The sequence below is a fragment of the Agrococcus sediminis genome (genome assembly GCF_007923295.1).
In the GTDB taxonomy this organism is placed as follows: Bacteria; Actinomycetota; Actinomycetes; order Actinomycetales; family Microbacteriaceae; genus Agrococcus; species Agrococcus sediminis.
Genome location: NZ_VOIR01000014.1, coordinates 61087 through 80110, shown reverse-complemented (window position 1 = coordinate 80110; position 19024 = coordinate 61087). Strand labels below are relative to the sequence as shown.

The 19024-nt window shown below is 69.8% G+C and carries 17 protein-coding genes and 1 pseudogene; 9 read left to right on the top strand and 9 right to left on the bottom strand.

Features of this window, described 5'->3' with window-relative positions; genetic code table 11:
- The first annotated feature begins 27 nt into the window (after positions 1–27).
- Positions 28–444: a tyrosine-type recombinase/integrase gene (locus FQ330_RS13565; RefSeq protein ID WP_225792754.1), complete on the top strand. Its 417-nt coding sequence runs from the start codon at positions 28–30 to the stop codon at positions 442–444.
- A gap of 15 nt (positions 445–459) precedes the next feature.
- A pseudogene (locus FQ330_RS13560) lies at positions 460–939 on the top strand (tyrosine-type recombinase/integrase); the annotation flags it as partial.
- A gap of 113 nt (positions 940–1052) precedes the next feature.
- Here FQ330_RS13560 and FQ330_RS07950 read toward each other — a convergent pair.
- Complete coding sequence (locus FQ330_RS07950) at positions 1053–2984, bottom strand: DUF4209 domain-containing protein (RefSeq protein ID WP_146356585.1); 1932 nt, start codon at positions 2982–2984, stop codon at positions 1053–1055.
- Here FQ330_RS07950 and FQ330_RS07945 point away from each other — a divergent pair.
- A complete protein-coding gene (locus tag FQ330_RS07945) occupies positions 2983–7044 on the top strand; it encodes a helix-turn-helix domain-containing protein (protein ID WP_146356583.1) in 4062 nt (1353 codons plus the stop codon). The two genes, FQ330_RS07950 and FQ330_RS07945, sit on opposite strands and share 2 nt — an antisense overlap.
- Before the next feature lie 261 nt (positions 7045–7305).
- Here the strand turns inward: FQ330_RS07945 and ychF are convergent, their stop codons facing one another.
- On the bottom strand, positions 7306–8379 hold the full coding sequence (gene ychF, locus FQ330_RS07940) for a redox-regulated ATPase YchF (RefSeq protein ID WP_146356581.1): 1074 nt from the start codon (positions 8377–8379) through the stop codon (positions 7306–7308).
- Positions 8380–8500: 121 nt separating this feature from the next.
- Here ychF and FQ330_RS07935 point away from each other — a divergent pair, with 121 nt between their 5' ends.
- The 6 genes from FQ330_RS07935 to FQ330_RS07915 all read left to right on the top strand — a co-directional run bounded on the left by FQ330_RS07935 (position 8501) and on the right by FQ330_RS07915 (position 12098).
- Positions 8501–8833 (top strand): hypothetical protein, encoded by a 333-nt coding sequence (locus FQ330_RS07935; protein WP_146356579.1) that lies wholly within the window; start codon positions 8501–8503, stop codon positions 8831–8833.
- 7 nt (positions 8834–8840) lie between these two features.
- On the top strand, positions 8841–9122 hold the full coding sequence (locus FQ330_RS07930; protein ID WP_146356577.1) for an acylphosphatase: 282 nt from the start codon (positions 8841–8843) through the stop codon (positions 9120–9122).
- 206 nt (positions 9123–9328) lie between these two features.
- On the top strand, positions 9329–10402 hold the full coding sequence (locus tag FQ330_RS07925) for a Glu/Leu/Phe/Val dehydrogenase dimerization domain-containing protein (protein ID WP_146356575.1): 1074 nt from the start codon (positions 9329–9331) through the stop codon (positions 10400–10402).
- 124 nt (positions 10403–10526) lie between these two features.
- Complete coding sequence (locus tag FQ330_RS13305; protein WP_192575881.1) at positions 10527–10697, top strand: hypothetical protein; 171 nt, start codon at positions 10527–10529, stop codon at positions 10695–10697.
- A 94-nt stretch (positions 10698–10791) separates the two neighbouring features.
- Entirely contained in the window at positions 10792–11313 is a 522-nt protein-coding gene (locus tag FQ330_RS07920; protein ID WP_146356573.1) for a PadR family transcriptional regulator, read from the top strand.
- Positions 11310–12098, top strand: a complete 789-nt coding sequence (locus tag FQ330_RS07915) for an alpha/beta fold hydrolase (RefSeq protein ID WP_146356571.1) — start codon at positions 11310–11312, stop codon at positions 12096–12098. The genes FQ330_RS07920 and FQ330_RS07915 overlap by 4 nt, the downstream gene beginning before the upstream one ends.
- A gap of 25 nt (positions 12099–12123) precedes the next feature.
- On the opposite strand, the gene FQ330_RS07910 is transcribed toward FQ330_RS07915, so the two are convergent.
- Genes FQ330_RS07910 through leuC form a run of 7 tightly spaced genes read right to left on the bottom strand, consistent with a single transcriptional unit; the run spans position 12124 to position 18950 of the window.
- A complete protein-coding gene (locus tag FQ330_RS07910) occupies positions 12124–12606 on the bottom strand; it encodes a DUF488 domain-containing protein (RefSeq protein ID WP_225792788.1) in 483 nt (160 codons plus the stop codon).
- A gap of 59 nt (positions 12607–12665) precedes the next feature.
- Positions 12666–13760, bottom strand: coding sequence for a D-alanine--D-alanine ligase family protein (locus FQ330_RS07905; protein WP_146356569.1), 1095 nt, complete (start codon positions 13758–13760; stop codon positions 12666–12668).
- 2 nt (positions 13761–13762) lie between these two features.
- Complete coding sequence (locus FQ330_RS07900; RefSeq protein ID WP_146356567.1) at positions 13763–14761, bottom strand: NAD(P)H-dependent glycerol-3-phosphate dehydrogenase; 999 nt, start codon at positions 14759–14761, stop codon at positions 13763–13765.
- Positions 14754–15560: a lysophospholipid acyltransferase family protein gene (locus FQ330_RS07895; RefSeq protein WP_146356565.1), complete on the bottom strand. Its 807-nt coding sequence runs from the start codon at positions 15558–15560 to the stop codon at positions 14754–14756. Before FQ330_RS07895 ends, FQ330_RS07900 begins: the two co-directional genes overlap by 8 nt.
- Complete coding sequence (murA, locus tag FQ330_RS07890) at positions 15560–16876, bottom strand: UDP-N-acetylglucosamine 1-carboxyvinyltransferase (protein WP_128188886.1); 1317 nt, start codon at positions 16874–16876, stop codon at positions 15560–15562. The genes FQ330_RS07895 and murA overlap by 1 nt, the downstream gene beginning before the upstream one ends.
- Before the next feature lie 45 nt (positions 16877–16921).
- Positions 16922–17527 carry a 3-isopropylmalate dehydratase small subunit gene (gene leuD, locus FQ330_RS07885; RefSeq protein WP_146356563.1) on the bottom strand — a complete coding sequence of 202 codons (606 nt, stop codon included), beginning with the start codon at positions 17525–17527 and terminating at the stop codon, positions 16922–16924.
- A gap of 1 nt (position 17528) precedes the next feature.
- Positions 17529–18950 (bottom strand): 3-isopropylmalate dehydratase large subunit, encoded by a 1422-nt coding sequence (leuC, locus tag FQ330_RS07880; RefSeq protein WP_146356562.1) that lies wholly within the window; start codon positions 18948–18950, stop codon positions 17529–17531.
- Between the last annotated feature and the right edge of the window lie 74 nt (positions 18951–19024).

Here is a 19024-nt window from a genome sequence, read left to right as displayed (position 1 = left end):
GGCCGCAAATCCAAATGACCAAGGTGAATGCCCGGGCGAGGGCGCATCGTCGATCCGCCCGTACGCATCAAGCAGATGAACGCCGCCGGACTCGCCGCCGGCACGATTAAGACGCGGTACGTCAACGTCCGGTCGGTGTTCCGCGCCGCGGTGAAGGATCGGGTGATCGGCTCCGACCCGACCGACGGCGTACGGCTACCTCGTGGCCGTCGCGCGGACGTGGCCATGTCGATCCCTACTCCGGAAGAGGTCGGGCAGCTGATGGCCGTGGCTGACGAGCGGTTCCAGCCGTTCATCGCCCTCTGTGCCTTCGTCGGCCTGCGGCTGGGTGAGGCCGCCGCGGTCCAACTCGGCGACGTTGACTTCCTCCGCAAGTCACTCAAGGTCTCCCGCCAGGTCCAGCGCGTCAACGGCGGCACGATCGACGTACGAGCGCCGAAGTAAGGATCAGAGCGCGTCGTCTACCTCGCCGACAGCCTCATCAACGTGCTCGCCGAACACGTCGCCGCTCACGGCACCACCGGCACGGATCGGTGGCTCTTCGCCGGGGAGAGCGACGACCCACCGCACCAGAACACCGTCGGCTACTGGTGGCGGAAGACGCTCCGCGACGCCGGCCTGTCAGGAATCAAGCTCCACGACCTCCGCCACTTCTACGCCTCTGGTCTCATCGCGACCGGGTGCGACGTTGTGACCGTGCAGCGCTCGCTGGGCCACGCGAAGGCGACTACGACGCTCAACACCTACGCGCACCTCTGGCCGACCGCTGAGGACCGCACACGTAAGGCCGCGGAGTCGATCATGGCCTCGTCGCTCGGCGGGACGGTCGCGACACTCGCTGACGCTTCCAGGCCGGGTGAGCAAGCGACATCTCGGATTGCACCTGCATTTCGCCGAGCTTCCCCGAGCAAACAGGCGGTGCGTCACAGCGCGGATTGACGCGCGTCCGCGGCAGCGGATCCAGTCGTCCTGTTACTCGGCCGCTCAGGTCGCACCTGCTGGTGCCAACGTGGGTGCGCCGGCAACCAGGGGACTTCTTGGCCTGAACCGACCTAATCTTCGTGGTGCTGGTCTTCCGCCAACGCCCCCGCCTCGATGTCGGCTTTAGTCTGCGCCGCCGGCGCGGTGTCCGCTCGGCCGGTTGCTACTGAGCCTTCGCCGGGCTCTGCTGCCTGCGTCCGAGCGCGGTCCATCGTCTCGATGACCGGCCACGTCACCAGCCGCAGACAGAACCACCACATGTAGAGCGCCGAGTAGCTCCACGCCGAGTTGTCATCGAGAAGGCCGTGCGCGACGTCGTTGCGCAGGTTCGGACCACCTTGGACGACCAGCATCGCCTTCATCTCCATGACCATCCCTGCACCAAAGATTTCCTCGGCCTCGGTCATGTCGAGAAGCGCGTTCAAGCTCTTCTCACTCTCCACGCCGTGCTCATCGACGAACAGCGTGTGCACGTCGTGCCGCCTCAACATGACGCGCACGACCTGCTCCAACTGCGGGACCAGAACAGAGACCGCAGCGCCGTAGTTGCCGCCCAAGCCGAGCGCCAGCCCGTCGCCCCACAACGTCTCGTGCCCCTCGGGCACCGTCGGCGACTCCACGCACAGCGACACCATGTACTGCCGACTGAACCGGTGCTCAGTAGTCAGGACCTCTTGCGCAGGCTGGATGATGCCCTTTCCGAGCAATTGGGAGTGAAAGAACACCGTGCGGACCATTTCGGCCCACACCGCGTCGTCATCGGTCTGACCAGAAGACCCCGGCCTCGATGCGATCTTCCGGAAGTCAGAGGAAAAGGTAGAGGATCCGAAGATGTGGCTGATGGTGCCCTCCAGCATCTTCGCGGCGTTCTCGCGCGTGCTGGCTTCGTCTAGCGGCGGTGCGAGCGTCGCGAATGCAGCGAGCGCGTCGAACTTGTCCGCGTGACCCGAGACTTGCGACCGTGCGTAGGACACGGCGTCAGTCAGATCGACCGGGTCCGACTGGATACGCATCATCTGCTCCATCGACGACTCCCGGCTCTCACGCAGCCGAGTGCGGAGGTCGTCGATGAGCTCGTCGAGTCCGTTCTCGAGCCGGTAGGAGCGCGGGATGGTTCGGAGGACTGCGATGGCCTTCTCCAGGAAATGGCCCTCGACCAGCGCGCCCGCCTTCGGGTCCGTCTGAATGCGGGAATCGGCTTCTGCGATGTATGTCCGCGCAACGCGCTCGGTCGCCGCGTTCGTCGCCGCCGCGTCCGAACCACCAAGCCATGCGAGCGCCTCACGCTCGAGGTGGCGTGACAGGCGTGGCGTTGCCGACGACGCCTTTGCCGCGAGAGCGAACAGTGTTTCGCGCACCTCAGCGCGCCCGGCCGTGTCGACACGACCGTGCTGGCGCAAGGTTTCCGCGAACCCCACAGTTCTGAAGTTGTCCGTCACCTGGCCGGCCAAGACCCGAGCCTTCAGCGCGTCCGACATTTCCTGAACCCGGGCCTGGCCGTCCGCGCCGCGCCGCGCTGCAAGCGCGAAGGCCCGAACCCACGCGTCCTTCCCCCCGCTGAACCACACATCGCCCGTCAGCGGCGCGGCCCGGTAGGCGTCGATGGCTCGGTCCAACATCGCGATGTCCGACCGGTCCCCGTAGACCCAGGCGACATCAGCGACCCGAGCCCGCAGATCATCACGTTCGACCAGCGGAGCTAGACGCGCCAGCAACGCCACCTGGTCAGCATCCAAGTCCGCCGGTACCACCGTCCGCTTGCCACCGAACTGCATCGCGGGTGTGAACGGCTCCAACCAGTCCTCAGCGTTCAACATCGCCGACGACACCATCGCCAACACCTGCAGCACTAGTTCGTGAAGCCCCGTGACAGCCGGATCGGCAGCCGCCCGCTCGAGATGCGTTGACAGCAACTCTGGCGGCTCATAGGGGTCGTCCAGCGACGCCGCCGCCAGCACGTCCTCCCACCACGACGGGTCGATCGCGTCGTTGACCCGATCCATGTCCCCTCCTCCGCCTCCGCTTCTCTGCACCAAGCCCGGAGCCTTCGAGTACACAAAGTCTACATGCGGGTACGCTGTTAGTGTGAATAGCGCTGCTTCTGAGTTCCTGAACGTGCGTGAGACAGCCAGGCGATTGGCCGTGCACGTGAACACCGTGCGGGCCTACGCCAAGCGGGGATTGCTCCCGGATGCGCGGGTGCCGGGGACGTCGTTTTACAGGTTCCGTGCGAGCGATGTGGAGCGCCTCAAAGCGCAGCGTGGAGCACCCGCCGTGAGTCTCGCTGCCGAACGACGAACCGCAAGTCCCGAATATGCGACTGCAAGCCAGCTCGCGCTGTGGCCCCAGACCAACGCTCGCGAAGCTCAGGATCGGCTTCCAGAGTTGGTGCGTAGGCTGTTGTTCGAGACCCCCGGGGCTGGCCAGATCTCAATCCGGACAGGCGATGGGGTTGCCCTGGCCGGCAAGGACGGGGTAGCGACCCTCGAGCGGCAGACGCAATTGCTGCCGGCCGGACAGATCTGGTTCGAGTTCGGCACCGACCTGGACTCCAAGCGCAAAGCCACCAAGGACTACGACGGACGAAAGGGCGAGGCATCGCAAGATGTCACCTTCGCCTTCGTGACAGTCCGTCGATGGCAAGGCAAGGACTCGTGGGCCGCCGAGCGACAAGCCGAGAATCTCTTCAAGGATGTCCTCGTCCTCGATGCGGATGACCTCGAAGCTTGGCTACAGGTTGCGCCGGCCGCACACCTGTGGATCTCGGAGACTCTCGGTCTTCGACCCCGGGACGCGCTGACTCTGGAGACATGGTGGGACCGCTTCTCCGCCGCGGCCGAACCGGCTCTTCCGCCGAAGCTCTTCATCGCCGGCCGGGCTAAGGAGGCGCAGCGACTGCGCTCCCTGCTTGGTGACGAGCCGAGGATTACATCGATCCAGACCGAGTGGGTCGCCGACGCCCTGGGGTTTTTGCATGCGTGCCTTACGCCCGACGACGACGATTCGACTGAGCCCGGCGCCGTCACAATCGTCCGGTCGACGGGCGTCTGGGATCGAATGGTGGCACTCCCAGGGCCCGGGATCTTGGTGCCCGACTTTGACAATGCAGACGTAGCCCGCGCCCTTGCTAGCGGGAGGCATGTCGTCTCTATCGTCGATAGCGGCTCTGCAGTGCGCCGCAGCGTCGACATTCGCCTGCCGAGGGTTGGCCGAAACGAGGCGGCCGAGGCCTTCCGAGCAGGCGACGTCGAGTGGCGCCACGCCGATCGCCTCGCGGTACTTGCTCGTCGGAGCATGCCCGCATTGGCGCGGCGCCTTTCGCGCTCACCTCGCGTGCAGCAGCCCACGTGGTCTCGGCCACCGCTGGCCGACACGCTCGCCGCACTGATGCTGGCCAGTCGTTGGACCGATCTACCGGAGGACCTGCACGTCCTGAGCGAGCTGGCCGCAATCCCCTTGGTCGACCTACGGCGCGCTATCGCCGACGCCAATCGCGGATCCGATCCGGCGATCCGGAACGTGCGGAATGTCTTTGTATTCACTTCCTTGGAGGAGGCGTTCCTCGAGTTTGGCAACCGGGTGTCATCAGATCTGGCATCGCGGTGGGCAGAGATCGCAACCAGCGTTCTCCTGGACCCAAATCCCTATGAAGGCCTCAATTCACACGAGCGGATCGCCGCTCAAATGAAGGGACAGCGCCGAACCTATTCCCCTGCCCTGCGGCGCGGCATCGCCGACAGCCTCGCCCTGGCAGGAGCGATCGAATCAGTCCCCGGTGGCACCAATCACGCTTCTTCAGTGGCCGAACAGGTTGTGCGCGACGTTCTGCGTCAGGTCACTGCCGGCTCCAAGGGTCACACTTGGGGAGCGATCGCCGACGTGCTTCCGCTTCTTGCCGAGGCCGCTCCAGGCACCTTCCTTTCGGCGCTGGAGGATGACCTTGCAACCAGCGAGCCGACCGTCGGCCGCATGTTCCAGGCCAATGACGATCCGCTGGCACTGGGGCCGTCGGGTCAACAGCATCACCTGTTGTGGGCCTTGGAAGTGCTCTGCTGGTCGCCAGACCACCTCGTCCGCGCAACACAGATCCTGAGCGAACTCTGCCGCTACGATTTGCCGAAGAACTCGGGTAACAATCCCCTCGCAAGCATGTCGACCGTCCTTTGCGGATGGATTCGGAACACTGGCGCAGATCTTGCAACCCGTCTCCAAGCGCTCGATGCCAGCCGGATCGTGAGCGAGACGACAGGTTGGGCTTTACTCAAGGCGCTGTGGCCCGACAGCAATGCCTGGGTCTCGCCGCCCAATGAGCCGCGCTATCAACTCTGGAAAGCCCCCAGCGACCGGATGCCGAACAGCGAATGGTTCGCTTTCGCGACGAGCCTGGTCGACCGAGCACTCGCATGGGTCACGGCAGATCGCACCGCCCTGCCGTGGCTTGTGGAAGCGTTGTCCACGGTGGGCCCGGACGACGCGAATCGGATCATCGAGTTCCTCGAGGACGAAGCATCGCGCGGCGACTTGGATGAAGACGTTCGACTTGCCCTGTTCGAACAGGTCCGAGAGACATCAGCGCGGCACGAGCGGTTCCAGGACGCGGACTGGGCGATGCCGGCGGAGCGACGCGCCCGCTTACACAAACTGGCCGAACTGCTCCAACCTGCTGATGACCTACGCCGGTTCGCATACCTCTTCAGTTGGCACCCCGACCTGTCGGGTGCCGACCTGAGCGACTACGAGCACTACCGGACAGCGCTGGAAGCCAAACGGCGTGAAGCACTTGACGTTCTGTTTGCCCGCCCCGACGCATGGGAACAGCTCGGCGCAGTAGCGGCCCGTGCTGAGGCTCCGACGCAGGTCGGTTGGGCTCTGTCAACCTACGAGCCGATTGATGCTCTCGACACCATGTTGGATTGGCTGGCATCGGATAGCACAGCGCTCCAGGAAGCCGCGGCAGCGTGGGTCCGTAGCCACCTCGCCGTCGATGGACCAGCTGATCTCAGGCGAGCACTCGCACGGGGCGACGGGGGGAGCGAGGCCCTGACAAGGTTCGTGCTCAACGTCCCGACGGAGAGCCGGTTCTGGGAGATTCTCCGCGACTTCCCAGACGCTGACGAGCTCTTCTGGTCCGAGGCACCTTTCGAAGTGGTTCCCCATGAAGATCTCACTAGTGCTATCGAGTTGCTCCTTGAGCGAGCACGAGCTTGGTCGGCGATTGCGGTCGCGAGCCACGGCATCTTCAACCCGACAGCGGACCAGAAGAAGCATCTCCCGAGCGCAACGCTGGTCCTATCCGTCTTGCGCGCGGCGATCACTCAGGACCCGGCTCGGGCGGGGATATCACAGGTGACCGGCCACTACGTGGGAACATTGCTGGACTACCTAGCCGCAGCCGACGTGTCGGTTGCCGACCTGGCATCTCTGGAGTTCGGCTATTTCAGGCTCCTCGAGCACAACCGCGAGCCGCGTGCCCTTAATCGGGCTCTCGCCTCCGACCCTGCCTTGTTCGTTGATCTCGTTCAACGCACGTTCCGGGGTGCAAACGAGCCTCTCCGTCAGAGCAAGAGCGCGAATCCGCTAACCGAGCACGCTTGGTGGGTCCTTCGCGGTTGGCGCGGCTTCCCGGGACGACAGGAGGACGGCACACTCGATCGAGCTGCGATGCAGGAGTGGGTCAAGCAGGCTCGTCTGCAACTATCCGACCTCGACCGAGCGGACATCGGTGACGAATTGATTGGCCAAACATTTGCTCAGGCGCCGGTCGACGCCGACGGCATCTGGCCACCAGTTCCAGTTCGAGATCTCATCGAGTCGATCGGGAGTCGCAACCTCGAGAACGGCGCAATCACCGGCCGACTGAACAGCCGCGGTGTCACCTGGCGTGGTGTCTACGACGGCGGCAGCCAGGAGCGAACGCTGGCTGAGCAGTACAAGCAATGGAGTCTGGGGGTCCAGGTGCATTGGCCCCGAACTGCACGGATCCTGCGCGCCATTGCAGAGTCCTACGAACGGGACGCCGTCCGTGAGGACGAACGAGCCCAACTGGACCAAGATCTGGACTGACGCCGCTGGCAGCCCCGGCGATGAGCGCCATGACCGTCGCGACGGTCATCGCCAATTCAGGCAGCGCCCGCGCCTAAGGTCCGATCCCGGCCCTGCGCCACACCGCCTCAAGAGTCACCTCACGGGCGGGTCACTGGCAGCACTCGGGGTCGGGAGACCGCCCTCCGAACGGCCGGATCGAGCCCGTCACACTAGATTTCTGCGGACTCTGTGCGGACTGGGAGGGGTCAGACCCCCTCTGACCTGCGGTTTTGCGTCGATTCACACGTTGAAGCGGAACTCCACCACGTCGCCGTCGGCCATCACGTAGTCCTTGCCCTCGATGCGCACGCGGCCCGCGGCCTTCGCGTCGGCCATCGATCCGGCCGCGTCGAGGTCGGCGAAGGAGACGACCTCTGCCTTGATGAAGCCGCGCTCGAAGTCGGTGTGGATGACGCCGGCGGCCTGCGGTGCGGTCCAGCCCTTGCGGATCGTCCAGGCGCGCGACTCCTTGGGACCTGCCGTCAGGTAGGTCTGCAGGCCGAGCGTCTCGAAGCCGATGCGGGCGAGCTGGTCGAGGCCCGACTCCTCCTGGCCGAGCGACTGCAGCAGCTCGAGCGCCTCGTCGGGCTCGAGGTCGACGAGCTCCGACTCGACCTTCGCGTCGAGGAAGACGGCCTTGGCCGGCGCGACGAGGGCCTCGAGCTCGGCCCGCTTCGACGCATCCGACAGCACCTCCTCGTCGACGTTGAAGACGAAGAGCACCGGCTTCGCGGTGAGCAGCCCCAGCTCCTTGATCGGCGTCGTGTCGAAGCCTGCCTGCTGGAGGGTGCGGCCCGAGTTCAGGATCTCGTTGGCCTCGACGGCGGCCGCGAGCACCGAGGGGTCGACCTTCTTGCCCTTGACCTCCTTCTCGAGGCGCGGGATCGCCTTCTCGAGCGTCTGCATGTCGGCGAGGATGAGCTCGGTGTTGATCGTCTCCATGTCGGAGGCGGGGTTGACCGCGCCCTCGACGTGGACGACGTCGCCGTCGGCGAAGCCGCGCACGACCTGTGCGATCGCGTCGGCCTCGCGGATGTTCGCGAGGAACTGGTTGCCGAGCCCCTCGCCCTCGCTCGCGCCCTTCACGATGCCGGCGATGTCGACGAACGAGACGGCGGCGGGCAGGATGCGCGCCGAGCCGAAGATCTCGGCGAGGCGCGTCAGGCGCTCGTCCGGCAGCTCGACCACCCCGATGTTCGGCTCGATCGTCGCGAACGGGTAGTTCGCCGCGAGCACGGTGTTCTTGGTGAGAGCGTTGAAGAGGGTCGACTTGCCCACGTTGGGGAGTCCGACGATGCCGATCGTGAGTGCCACGACAGATCAGCCTACCGGCGGGCGGGCGGCTCCCTTGTTCCCCCCAGGTGAGCGGCGTAGCGTCTGCCGCACCAGCCCCGCGGGCGCATCGCGCGCAGGGCGCAGCGCGTCAGGAGCGACGATGACCCACAACCAGAACGACCCGCACTATGACTCCCGCGACGGCGACCCCGTGTACCACGAGGCGCCGCCGGCCGACAGCGGCTCGGCATCGTCGTTCGACACTCGCCACAACGAGTTCCCGCCCGGAGCCGGCCACGACGGCGCCGCGATCGACCCGAAGACCGGCAAGCCCGTGCACGGCGACGGCACGCCCGTCGAGGCGCCCAGCCACGCCTGGCCGACCGGCCCCGACGCCGAGCAGCCCGAGCAGGTCGACGGCGAGGAGCGCGTCGAGCTCGAGCAGGAGCAGTCGCACTGGTCGGAGGACAACGCACCCCGCGACCAGCACTGAGCGCGGCATGACGGCGACCGACCGCATCCGCCGCCGCTTCGTGGTGCACGGCAGCGTGCAGGGCGTCGGCTTCCGCATGGCGGCGGCGCACGAGGCCCGGCGCCTCGGCGTCGCCGGCAGCGTGCGCAACCGCGTCGACGGCACGGTCGAGGCGGAGGTCGAGGGCACGGCGGATGCGGTGCGGGCGATGGACGCGTGGCTCGCGCAGGGCCCGCCCTCGGCCCGTGTCGACCGGGTCGACGCCGCCGAGGCGGAGCCGCGCGGCGACGAGGGCTTCCGCATCGCCTGACCGTCGCCGCGCGGCGCTCGCTCCGGCAGGTCGAAGTGCGCAATCCGACGCGGTTTCCTGCGGCGCCGTTGCGCTGCGCGCGCAACTGGGCGGCTCCTGCTTGCGCGCCGCGCGCATCCGCACCATGATCGAGGCAGCCGCGCGACCCGCGGCACCCCACAGCGCCGTGGGATCCACGGCGCATGCACTCAATGAGGAGAGCCGCCATGAGCGCCATCCCTGAGTTCACGCACGAGCGCGTCCTGACATCCATGGGCGCCCGCAGCGGACTCGTCATCACCGTCGCACTGCACTCGAGCGCGCTGGGCCCGGCGCTCGGCGGATGCCGGATGTGGACCTACCCCACGTGGGCCGACGGGCAGGCGGACGCGCTGCGGCTCTCGGCCGCGATGACGCTGAAGAACGCGGCAGCCGGCCTCGACGCGGGCGGCGGCAAGTCGGTGATCGCGCTGCCGATGGGCACGACGCTCGACGCCGAGCGCCGCCGCGCCGCGCTCCTCGACCTCGGCGACCTCGTCGAGGCGCTCGACGGTCGCTACCGCACCGCCGAGGACGTCGGCACGACCGAGCACGACATGCTCGTCGTGCGCGAGCGCACCGCGCACGTCGTGGGCCTCCCCGCTGAGAACGGCGGCGCCGGCGAGCCCGCGGGCGCGACCGCGCTCGGCGTCTACTCGGCGATCGCGCCGACGCTCGAGGCCGCCTTCGGCTCCGACCGCATCGAGGAGCGCTCGTTCGTGATCTCGGGCCTCGGCCAGGTCGGCGGCCGCCTCGCGCGCATGCTCGCCGGGCACGGCGCGCGCCTGTTCGTCACCGACATCGACGACCGCAAGCGCCAGCTCGCCCACGACCTCGGCGCCGAGTGGATCGCGCCCGAGGCGGCGCTGACGACGCCCGCCGACGTGCTCGTGCCCGCCGGCCTCGGCGGCATCCTCACCGACGAGACGATCGACGCGCTGCCCGTGCGGGCCGTCGTCGGCCCCGCCAACAACCCGCTCGCCGACCGCTCCGGCGCCGAGCGGCTCGCCGCGCGCGGCATCGTCTACGCGCCCGACTTCGTCGTGAACGCCGGCGGCGTCATCCACCTCGAGGGCATGGGGCACGGCATGGAGTGGCCCGCGATCGCCGAGCGCCTCACCGGCATCGGCGACACCGTGCGCGGCGTGCTCGCGAGCGCGAGCGAGCGGGGCATCACGCCGCTCGCCGCGGCCGAGGCGCTCGCCGCCGAGCGCATCGACGCGGCGCGCGCCTCCGCCCACGCCATGCACGTCGGCGTCTGAGACGACGGGACCAGGAGGCGGCGGTGCGCGAGACGCCCGCCGCCCCTGCCGTGGCGCGCCCGGCCATGGCGCGAGTAGCGTCGGCGCTGCGCGGCACCGTCGCCGGGCAGACAGGAGGCACGTCATGCACGATGACCACACGTCCGCCGACCCGCACGAGGAGGCGGTGGTCGACGAGACCGAAGGCGAGCAGAGCGCGGAGCGGCACGTCGAGGAGCCCGACCCGACGATCGGCGAGAGCGCCAAGGAGAACCCTGCGGAGGGCTACGACCCCGAGCAGCCGCACGGCGTCTGAGCGACGAGCGGCAGGGGCCGCCGTGCGTCGCGCACGGCCTCCTGCCGCAGCTTCGCTAGTTGACAGATCGACTAGCGTCTGCTCCACTGAGGCCGTGATCCTCTCCCGCATCATCCTCGGGCTGCTCGACCTGACCCCGATGACCGGCGCCGACCTGAAGCGGCACTTCGACACCACCGTCAACCACTTCTGGTCGGCCGACAAGGCGCAGATCTACCGCACCCTCGGCACGATCGTCGACGACGGCCACGCGACCGTCACGGTCGTGCCCGGCACCAACACGCCCGACCGGCTTGAGCACCACCTCACACCCGCTGGCCGCGAGGCGCTCCACGACTGGCTGCGCTCCGACCTCGACCGCCAGCCCGAGCGCGAGGCGTTCCTCGCTCGCGTCTTCCTCGCCGATGCGCTCGACGACGACGAGCTGAGCGCCCTCATCGAGCAGCGCCGCGCGCTCGCCCTCGCACGCCAGGGCGAGTTCGAGGCGATCCGCGACGCCATGCCCGAGCCCGCCACGCGCGCCGAGCACCTCCGCTTCGCCACGCTCGACCACGGCCTCCGGCACGTGCAGGTCGAGCTCGACTGGCTCGACGCCCTCGAGGAGCAGCTGCCGTGACCGCCTTCCCCGAGGCCCACCCGCCCGCCACGCCCAGCGAGCATCCGCCCGTCGTGCTCATCCACGGCGGCAACGTCGCGAACTGGATGTGGGAGCCGCAGCTGCCCGCGGTCGCCGACCGGCTCGCGCTCACGCCCGACCTGCCCGGCTTCGGCGCCCGCGCCGCCGAGGACTGGCCGGGGCTCGCCGGCGCCGCCGACGACGTCGCCGAGCGGATCCGCGCGCTCGCGGGCGAGCGGCGCGTCGACGTCGTCGGCCTGTCGCTCGGCGGTGCCGTCGCGCTGCACCTCGCCGCCCGCCACCCGGAGCTCGTGCGCTCGGTGCTCGTGAGCGGCGCGGCGGCCGTGCCGCTCCCCCGCCAGACCCGCCTCGCCGCTCGCGCGCAGCTCGCGCTGTGGGGCATGCGCTGGAGCTGGCGCGCCCAGGCGGCCGTCTACGGCATGCCGAAGGAGGCGCGCAGGGCGTTCGTCGAGCACGGCGTCACCCTCCGGCGCGACAACGCGCGGGCGATGCTCGACGAGGTCTTCAGCGGCGCGTTGCCGCAGGACCTGCGGGACTACTCGGGGCGGATGCTCGCGGTCGTCGGCGAGAAGGATCACGCGGTCATGCGCGCCTCCCTCGACCGCATCCAGATGGCCGTCCCCCACGCGGAGACGCGCACCGCGCCCGGCGTGCACCACGTGTGGAGCATCGAGGACGTCGAGCACTTCAACGCCATGGTCGTCGCCTGGCTGCAGGGCCGCATCGACGGGTGGCTGCGCGAGCCGGAGCTCGTGCACCTCTGAGGCACCCGGACTGCGTCAGCCTGCGTCAGCCGGCCGCCTCCGCGGGCCAGCGCACGGCGCCGTCGACGGCGACGGCCGACTCGCTCACCGGGTGCGGGCGCAGCGAACCGTCGTGCATGAGGTGCAGCGGCTCGGCGCCGTGCAGCACCGCCGCGACGTCGGCGACGACGCGCCGGTGGCAGCGCCACCACACCGCCTCCGAGCACATGACCGCGACGCGGCGCTCCTCGGCCTCGGCGAGCACCTCGGCGAGGGCCGCCGCGAAGTCGTCGGAGCGCGTCCACGCCGCATAGGCGCGGAACGCGGCGACCCGCCACCACGCATCCGGCGACGCTGCGTCCTCCGCGGCCGTCAGCCGCCGACGGCCGCCCAGCCGCTCCTCCCAGCGCCAGCCGATCCCGCCCGCGGCCAGCTCGCCCTCGATCGCGTCGCGCGACGCCGCCGGGTTGGCCCGGCTGCCCGGGAAGCGGCGGATGTCGACGACCAGCTCGACGCCGGCGCCGCCCAGCAGGGAGCGGAGCCCGTCGCCGTCGAGCCGGCCGTGGCCGATGGTGAGCAGGGTGGCGGCTATCGCTGCTCCTGGAGCCCCAGCTCGATCAGCTCGGTGATGAGGTCGCCGTAGGCGATGCCCGTCGCCTCCCAGACGACCGGGAACATCGAGATCGACGTGAAGCCGGGCATGGTGTTGATCTCGTTGACGACGATGCCGTGCTCGGGCGAGACGAAGAAGTCGACGCGGGCGAGTCCGGCGCCCTCGATCGCCTCGAACGCTCGGATCGCCGTCGTCTGCAGGGCGGCGAGCGTCTCGTCGTCGACCTCGGCGGGGCAGACGACGCGGGCGCCCTCGCCGCCGCGGTACTTGAGGTCGAAGTCGTAGAAGCGGCCCTCGTCGAGCTCGATCTCGCCCGGCAGCGACGCGCGCGGCATCGCGCCCGCGCGGCCCGCGAGCACGCCCAGCTCGATCTCGCGCCCCGAGACGCCGGCCTCGACGAGCGCGCGCGTGTCCTCGGCGAGCGCCGTCTCCATCGCGCGGTCGAACTCGAGCACCGAGGCGACGCGGCTCACTCCCACCGAGGAGCCCGCGCGGGCGGGCTTGACGAACACCGGCATCGGGAAGTCGCCGAGCCGCGCGCGCACCGCGTCGGGGTCGCGCGCCCAGTCGGCGCGCGAGATCGTCATCCACGGCGCGACGCGGATGCCCGCGTGCTCGAGCACGGTCTTGGTGAAGTGCTTGTCCATGCCGACGGCGCTCGCGAGCACCCCGTTGCCGACGTACGGCAGCCCGGCCAGCTCGAGCGCGCCCTGCACGGTGCCGTCCTCGCCGAACGGGCCGTGCAGGATCGGGAAGACGACGTCGACCGGCACGGTGCGGATGCCGGAGGCGTCCTCGACGGTGAGGGTGCGCTCCCCCGCGACCTGCGGCAGCCGCACGCGGGTGCCGTTGTCGGCGACGACGGGCATCGCCTCGAGCGTCAGCTCGGCCGGGTCGCCGTCCCACAGCGTCCAGGCGCCGTCGGGCGCGATGCCGACGACGATCGGCTCGAACCGCTCGCGGTCGAGGTGGCGCAGCACGCTGCCGGCGGTCGCGCACGAGATGCTGTGCTCGCTCGAGCGGCCGCCGAACAGCAGCGCGACGCGGGTCTTCGTGGGGGTCTCGGGCACCGTCACTCCTCGATCGGCTCGTCGTCGGTCGTCAGGTGGGGGGCGATGTCGCGCGGGTCCATGGCGCCGTCGAGCACCAGCCGCACCTGCTCGAGGATCGGCATCCGCACGCCCTTCGCGGCCGCGAGCTGCGCGACCGGGTCGACGGAGGCGAGGCCCTCGGCCACCTGCTCCATGCGGGCGATCACGTCGGTGCGCGAGTAGCCCATGCCGAGCAGCCGCCCGGCGGTGAAGTTGCGCGACAGGGGCGAGCCGCACGTGGCGATGAGGTCGCCGAGGCCCGCCAGCCCGCTCATCGTCTGCGGCTCGGCGCCGTGCGCCACCGCGAAGTCGGTCACCTCGGCAAGGCCGCGCGTGATGATCGACGCCTTCGTGTTCTCGCCGTAGCCGACGCCGTCGACGATGCCGATCGCGAGCGCCACGAGGTTCTTCAGCACGCCGCCGAACTCGGTGCCGATCACGTCGGTGTTGATGAACGAGTGGAAGTAGTCGTTGCGCGCCCGCTTCGCCACCTCGCGCGCCGTCATCGGGCTCGACGAGGCCACGACCGCGGCGGTCGGGTGCTCCTGCGCGATCTCGAGCGCGAGGTTCGGCCCCGAGACGACCGCGATGCGGCCGGCGTCGATCTGCAGCTCCTCGGCGATGACCTCGCTCATCCGCAGCCGCGTGCCCGCCTCGACGCCCTTCATGAGGCTCACGACGGGCGCGTCGTCGCGGACCGCGCCGCCGTGCTCGCGCAGCAGCTGTCGCAGCTGCTGGCTCGGCACGGCGAGGTAGACCTGGGATGCGTCGGCGAGCGCCTCGCGCACGTCGCTCGTCGCGTGCAGGGAGGCGGGCAGCGTGATGCCCGGCAGGTAGCGGGTGTTGCGGCGCGACTCGTCGATCTCGCGCGCCGCCTCGGGGCGCCGCGCCCACAGCACCGTCTCGGCGCCGCCGTCGGCGAGCGCCTTCGCGAACGTCGTGCCCCAGCTGCCGGCGCCGAGGACGGCGGCGTCAACCATCCGTGCGCCGCTCGTCGTCCGTGCCCGGGTGCTCCGGCGCATCCGGCCCCGCCTCGAAGCGCCCGATCTCGGACTGCCCGTACTGCGACGGGTCGTAGCGCACCGCCGGCGGCTGCTCGCCGCGCAGCTCGCCGAGCAGCCCCGCGATCGCGCCCATGACGCGGTCGGTCGCGGCCGTCATCGACGCCTGGTCGGTGCGGCCCTCGAAGTCGCTGAGGTCGACCGGCGGTCCGAAGAGGATGTCGATGTGCTTGCGCGGGAACGGGTGGAGGCGCTTGCCGTAGCGCGGCAGCAGGTGCTGCGTGCCCCAGTGCGCGGCGGGGATGAGCGGCACGCCGGCCTCGAGCGCCATGCGCACCGCGCCCGTCTTGCCGCGCATGGGCCACAGGTTCGGCTCGCGCGTGAGCGAGCCCTCGGGGTAGATGATGACGCCCTGCTCCTCGCGCACGAGGGTGCGCGCCGCCTGCATCGGCTCGCCGTGCGACGAGCGGCCCGCGCGCTCGACGGGGATCTGCCCGGCCGCACGCAAGATGCTGCCGATCACCGGGATCTCGAACAGGCTCGCCTTCGCCATGAAGCGCGGCACCCGGCCCGACTTCCACACCGCGACCGCCATGATCACCGGGTCGATCTCGCTGAAGTGGTTGGGCGAGAGCACGAACGCGCCCGTGACAGGCACGTGCTCGTGCCCGCGGATGCGCAGCTTCGCCATGCCTGCGACCGCCGGGAGGACGAGCGCGGCGAGCCCGAGGTAGACGGGGCTGCGCTCCGACTTCGGCGGTATGCCGGGCAGCGCCATCAGCCCTCCACGTCGAAGTCCGCGCCGAGGGTCTCCAGCTTCTCGATGAAGCGCTCGTACCCGCGGGCGATGATCCCGACGTTGGAGATGCGGCTCGTGCCCTCGGCCGTGAGCGCCGCGACGAGGTGGCTGAAGCCGCCGCGCAGGTCGGGCACCACGACGTCGGCGCCGTGCAGCTCGACGGGGCCCGCGATCACGGCGGAGTGCTGGTAGTTGCGGGCGCCGAAGCGGCACGCGTGGCTGCCGAGGCAGTCGGTGTGGATCTGGATGCGCGCACCCATCTCGACCAGCGCCTCGGTGAACCCGAAGCGCTGCTCGTAGACGGTCTCGTGCACGATCGAGATGCCGTTCGCCTTCGTCAGCGCCACGACGAGCGGCTGCTGCCAGTCCGTCATGAAGCCGGGGTGCACATCCGTCTCGACCACGACGGGCTTCAGGTCGCCGCCCGGGTGCCAGAAGCGGATGCCGTCGTCCTCGATCTCGAACGCGCCGCCGGCCTTGCGGAACACGTTGAGGAACGTCGTCATCTCGGGCTGCCGAGCGCCCTCGAGGAACACGTCGCCGCCGGTCGCGAGCGCCGCGCACGCCCAGGAGGCCGTCTCGTTGCGGTCGAACAGGGCGGTGTGGCTGTAGCCGACGAGGCGGTCGACGCCCTCGATGCGGATCGTGCGGTCGGTGTCGACCTGGATCTCGGCGCCCATCTTCTGCAGGATCGCGATGAGGTCGAGGATCTCGGGCTCGACGGCCGCGTTCTTCAGCTCGGTGCGGCCGCGGGCGCGCACCGCGCCCAGCAGCACCTGCTCGGTCGCGCCGACCGACGGGTACGGCAGCTCGATCTTCGCGCCGTGCAGCCCGTTCGGGGCGGTCATGCGGATGCCGCTCGGCAGCTTCTCGACGACGGCGCCGAAGGTGCGCAGCACCTCGAGGTGGAAGTCGATCGGCCGGTCGCCGATGTGGCAGCCGCCGAGGTCGGGGATGAACGCCTCGCCCAGCTGGTGCAGGAGCGGCCCGCAGAAGAGGATCGGGATGCGGCTGGAGCCGGCGTGCGCGTTGATCGACGTCTCGTGCGCGGTGCGCACGTTCGCCGGGTCGAGGCGCAGCGTGTCGCCGTCGCGCTCGACGCTGACGCCGTGCAGCTCGAGGAGGCCCTGCACGACGCGCACGTCGCTGATCTCGGGCACGCTGCGCAGCTCGCTCGGCGACTCGCCGAGCAGCGCCGCGACCATCGCCTTCGTGACGAGGTTCTTCGCGCCCTTCATCTGGATGCGGCCCTGCAGGGGCTTGCCGCCGCGCACCGTGATGCGGTCGACGTTCATCCCGACGGCGGCGCCGGCGCTCTTGCTGAACTCGGTCAGGTTCACTCAGGTTCCTTCGCTCACAGGCTGCGTCGTGGGCATCCACGACGGGCGCTTGGCTTCGAACGCGGAGATCGCGTCCTCGTCTCGGAGGGTCAGCGCGATGTCGTCGAGGCCTTCGAGCAGGCGCCAGCGAGTGTAGTCGTCGATCTGGAAGTCGTGCGCGACGCCGCCGGCGGTCGCGGTGCGCGCCTCGAGGTCGACGTCGACCGTCGCGCCCGGGCTCGCCTTCGCGACGGCCCAGAGGGCCTCCATCGACTCCTCCGAGATCTGCCCGACGAGCAGCCCCTGCTTGCCGGCGTTGCCTCGGAAGATCTCGCCGAAGCGCGGTCCGAGCACAGCCGTGATGCCGAAGTCGCGCAGCGCCCACACCGCGTGCTCGCGGCTCGAGCCGGTGCCGAAGTCGTGGCCGACGACGAGGATGCCGCCGTCGCGGTACGGCACCTGGTTGAGCACGAACGACGGGTCCTGCCGCCACGAGTGGAAGAGCGCGTCGTCGTAGCCGGTCTTCGTGACCCGCTTCAGGAAGACGGCGGGGATGATCTGGTCGGTGTCGACGTTCGACCGCTCGAGCGGGATGATCGGCCCGGTCAGCGTGCTGATCTTCTCCATCTCAGACCTCCTCCTGCTCGCGCACCAGATCCCACGGGCTCGAGAGCGTGCCGCGGATCGCGGTCGCGGCGGCCACGAGCGGCGACACGAGGTGCGTGCGGCCGCCCTTGCCCTGCCGGCCCTCGAAGTTGCGGTTCGAGGTCGAGGCGCAGCGCTCCCCCGGCGCGAGCTGGTCGGGGTTCATGCCGAGGCACATCGAGCAGCCGGCGAAGCGCCACTCGGCGCCGAAGTCGGTGAAGACCTTGTCGAGCCCGGCCGCCTCGGCCTCGAGGCGCACCCGGGCCGAGCCCGGCACGACCATGACGCGCACGCCATCCGCCTTCTTGTGACCGCGCAGGATGTCGGCGGCGGCGGTGAGGTCCTCCATGCGCGAGTTCGTGCAGGAGCCGATGAAGACGGTGTCGACCGGGATGTCCTTGAGGCGCGTGCCCGGCGCGAGGTCCATGTACTCGAGCGCGCGCTCCGCGGCGGCGCGGTCGGTCGGGTCGGCGAACGACGAGGGGTCGGGCACCTCGCCCGAGAGCGAGGCGCCCTGCCCGGGGTTCGTGCCCCACGTGACGAAGGGCTCGAGCTCGGATGCGTCGATGGTGATCTCGTTGTCGAAGACGGCGTCGTCGTCGGTCGGGAGGGTGCGCCAGTACTCGAGCGCCGCGTCCCAGTCGGCGCCCTTCGGCGCGTGCGGCTTGTCCTTGACGTAGGCGAACGTCGTCTCGTCGGGCGCGACCATGCCCGCGCGGGCTCCGGCCTCGATCGACATGTTGCAGATCGTCATGCGGCCCTCGATCGACAGGGCGCGGATGGCGCTGCCGCGGTACTCGAAGACGTAGCCGGCGCCGCCGCCGGTGCCGATCTTCGCGATCACCGCGAGGATGATGTCCTTCGCCGTCACGCCCGGGCGCAGCTCGCCCTCGACGTTGATCGCCATCGTCTTGAAGGGCTTGAGCGGCAGCGTCTGCGTGGCCATGACGTGCTCGACCTCGCTCGTGCCGATGCCGAACGCCATGGCGCCGAACGCACCGTGCGTCGAGGTGTGCGAGTCGCCGCACACGACCGTCACGCCCGGCAGCGTCAGGCCCAGCTGCGGGCCGACGAGGTGCACGATGCCCTGCTCCTTGTCGCCGAGCGAGTGGATGCGCACGCCGAACTCGGCGGCGTTGTGGCGCAGCGTCTCGATCTGCTTGCGGCTCGTCGGGTCCTGGATGGGCTTGTCGATGTCGATCGTCGGGGTGTTGTGGTCCTCGGTCGCGACCGTGAGGTCGGTGCGGCGCAGGCCCCTGCCGGCCTGGCGGAGGCCGTCGAACGCCTGCGGGCTCGTGACCTCGTGCACGAGGTGGAGGTCGATGTAGATGAGGTCGGGCGCGCCGTCCTCACCGCGCACCACGACGTGGTCGTCCCACACCTTCTCTGCGAGCGTCCTGCCCATCTCTCCCCCTTGCGGCCGTCTGTCGAGTCTACGGCCAGCGCCGATCCGACGCCGAGCGGGGCCGCGTGCGCGCG

What these genes read in the sequence shown, in the direction of transcription:
- FQ330_RS13565 (WP_225792754.1), top strand. Translation starts at nt 28, where the DNA reads ATGCCCGGGCGAGGGCGCATCGTCGATCCGCCCGTACGCATCAAGCAG.
- FQ330_RS07945 (WP_146356583.1), top strand. Translation starts at nt 2,983, where the DNA reads ATGTCCCCTCCTCCGCCTCCGCTTCTCTGCACCAAGCCCGGAGCCTTC.
- FQ330_RS07950 (WP_146356585.1), bottom strand. Translation starts at nt 2,984, where the DNA reads ATGGATCGGGTCAACGACGCGATCGACCCGTCGTGGTGGGAGGACGTG.
- FQ330_RS07935 (WP_146356579.1), top strand. Translation starts at nt 8,501, where the DNA reads ATGACCCACAACCAGAACGACCCGCACTATGACTCCCGCGACGGCGAC.
- FQ330_RS07930 (WP_146356577.1), top strand. Translation starts at nt 8,841, where the DNA reads ATGACGGCGACCGACCGCATCCGCCGCCGCTTCGTGGTGCACGGCAGC.
- FQ330_RS07925 (WP_146356575.1), top strand. Translation starts at nt 9,329, where the DNA reads ATGAGCGCCATCCCTGAGTTCACGCACGAGCGCGTCCTGACATCCATG.
- FQ330_RS13305 (WP_192575881.1), top strand. Translation starts at nt 10,527, where the DNA reads ATGCACGATGACCACACGTCCGCCGACCCGCACGAGGAGGCGGTGGTC.
- FQ330_RS07900 (WP_146356567.1), bottom strand. Translation starts at nt 14,761, where the DNA reads ATGGTTGACGCCGCCGTCCTCGGCGCCGGCAGCTGGGGCACGACGTTC.
- FQ330_RS07895 (WP_146356565.1), bottom strand. Translation starts at nt 15,560, where the DNA reads ATGGCGCTGCCCGGCATACCGCCGAAGTCGGAGCGCAGCCCCGTCTAC.
- murA (WP_128188886.1), bottom strand. Translation starts at nt 16,876, where the DNA reads ATGAACGTCGACCGCATCACGGTGCGCGGCGGCAAGCCCCTGCAGGGC.
- leuD (WP_146356563.1), bottom strand. Translation starts at nt 17,527, where the DNA reads ATGGAGAAGATCAGCACGCTGACCGGGCCGATCATCCCGCTCGAGCGG.
- leuC (WP_146356562.1), bottom strand. Translation starts at nt 18,950, where the DNA reads ATGGGCAGGACGCTCGCAGAGAAGGTGTGGGACGACCACGTCGTGGTG.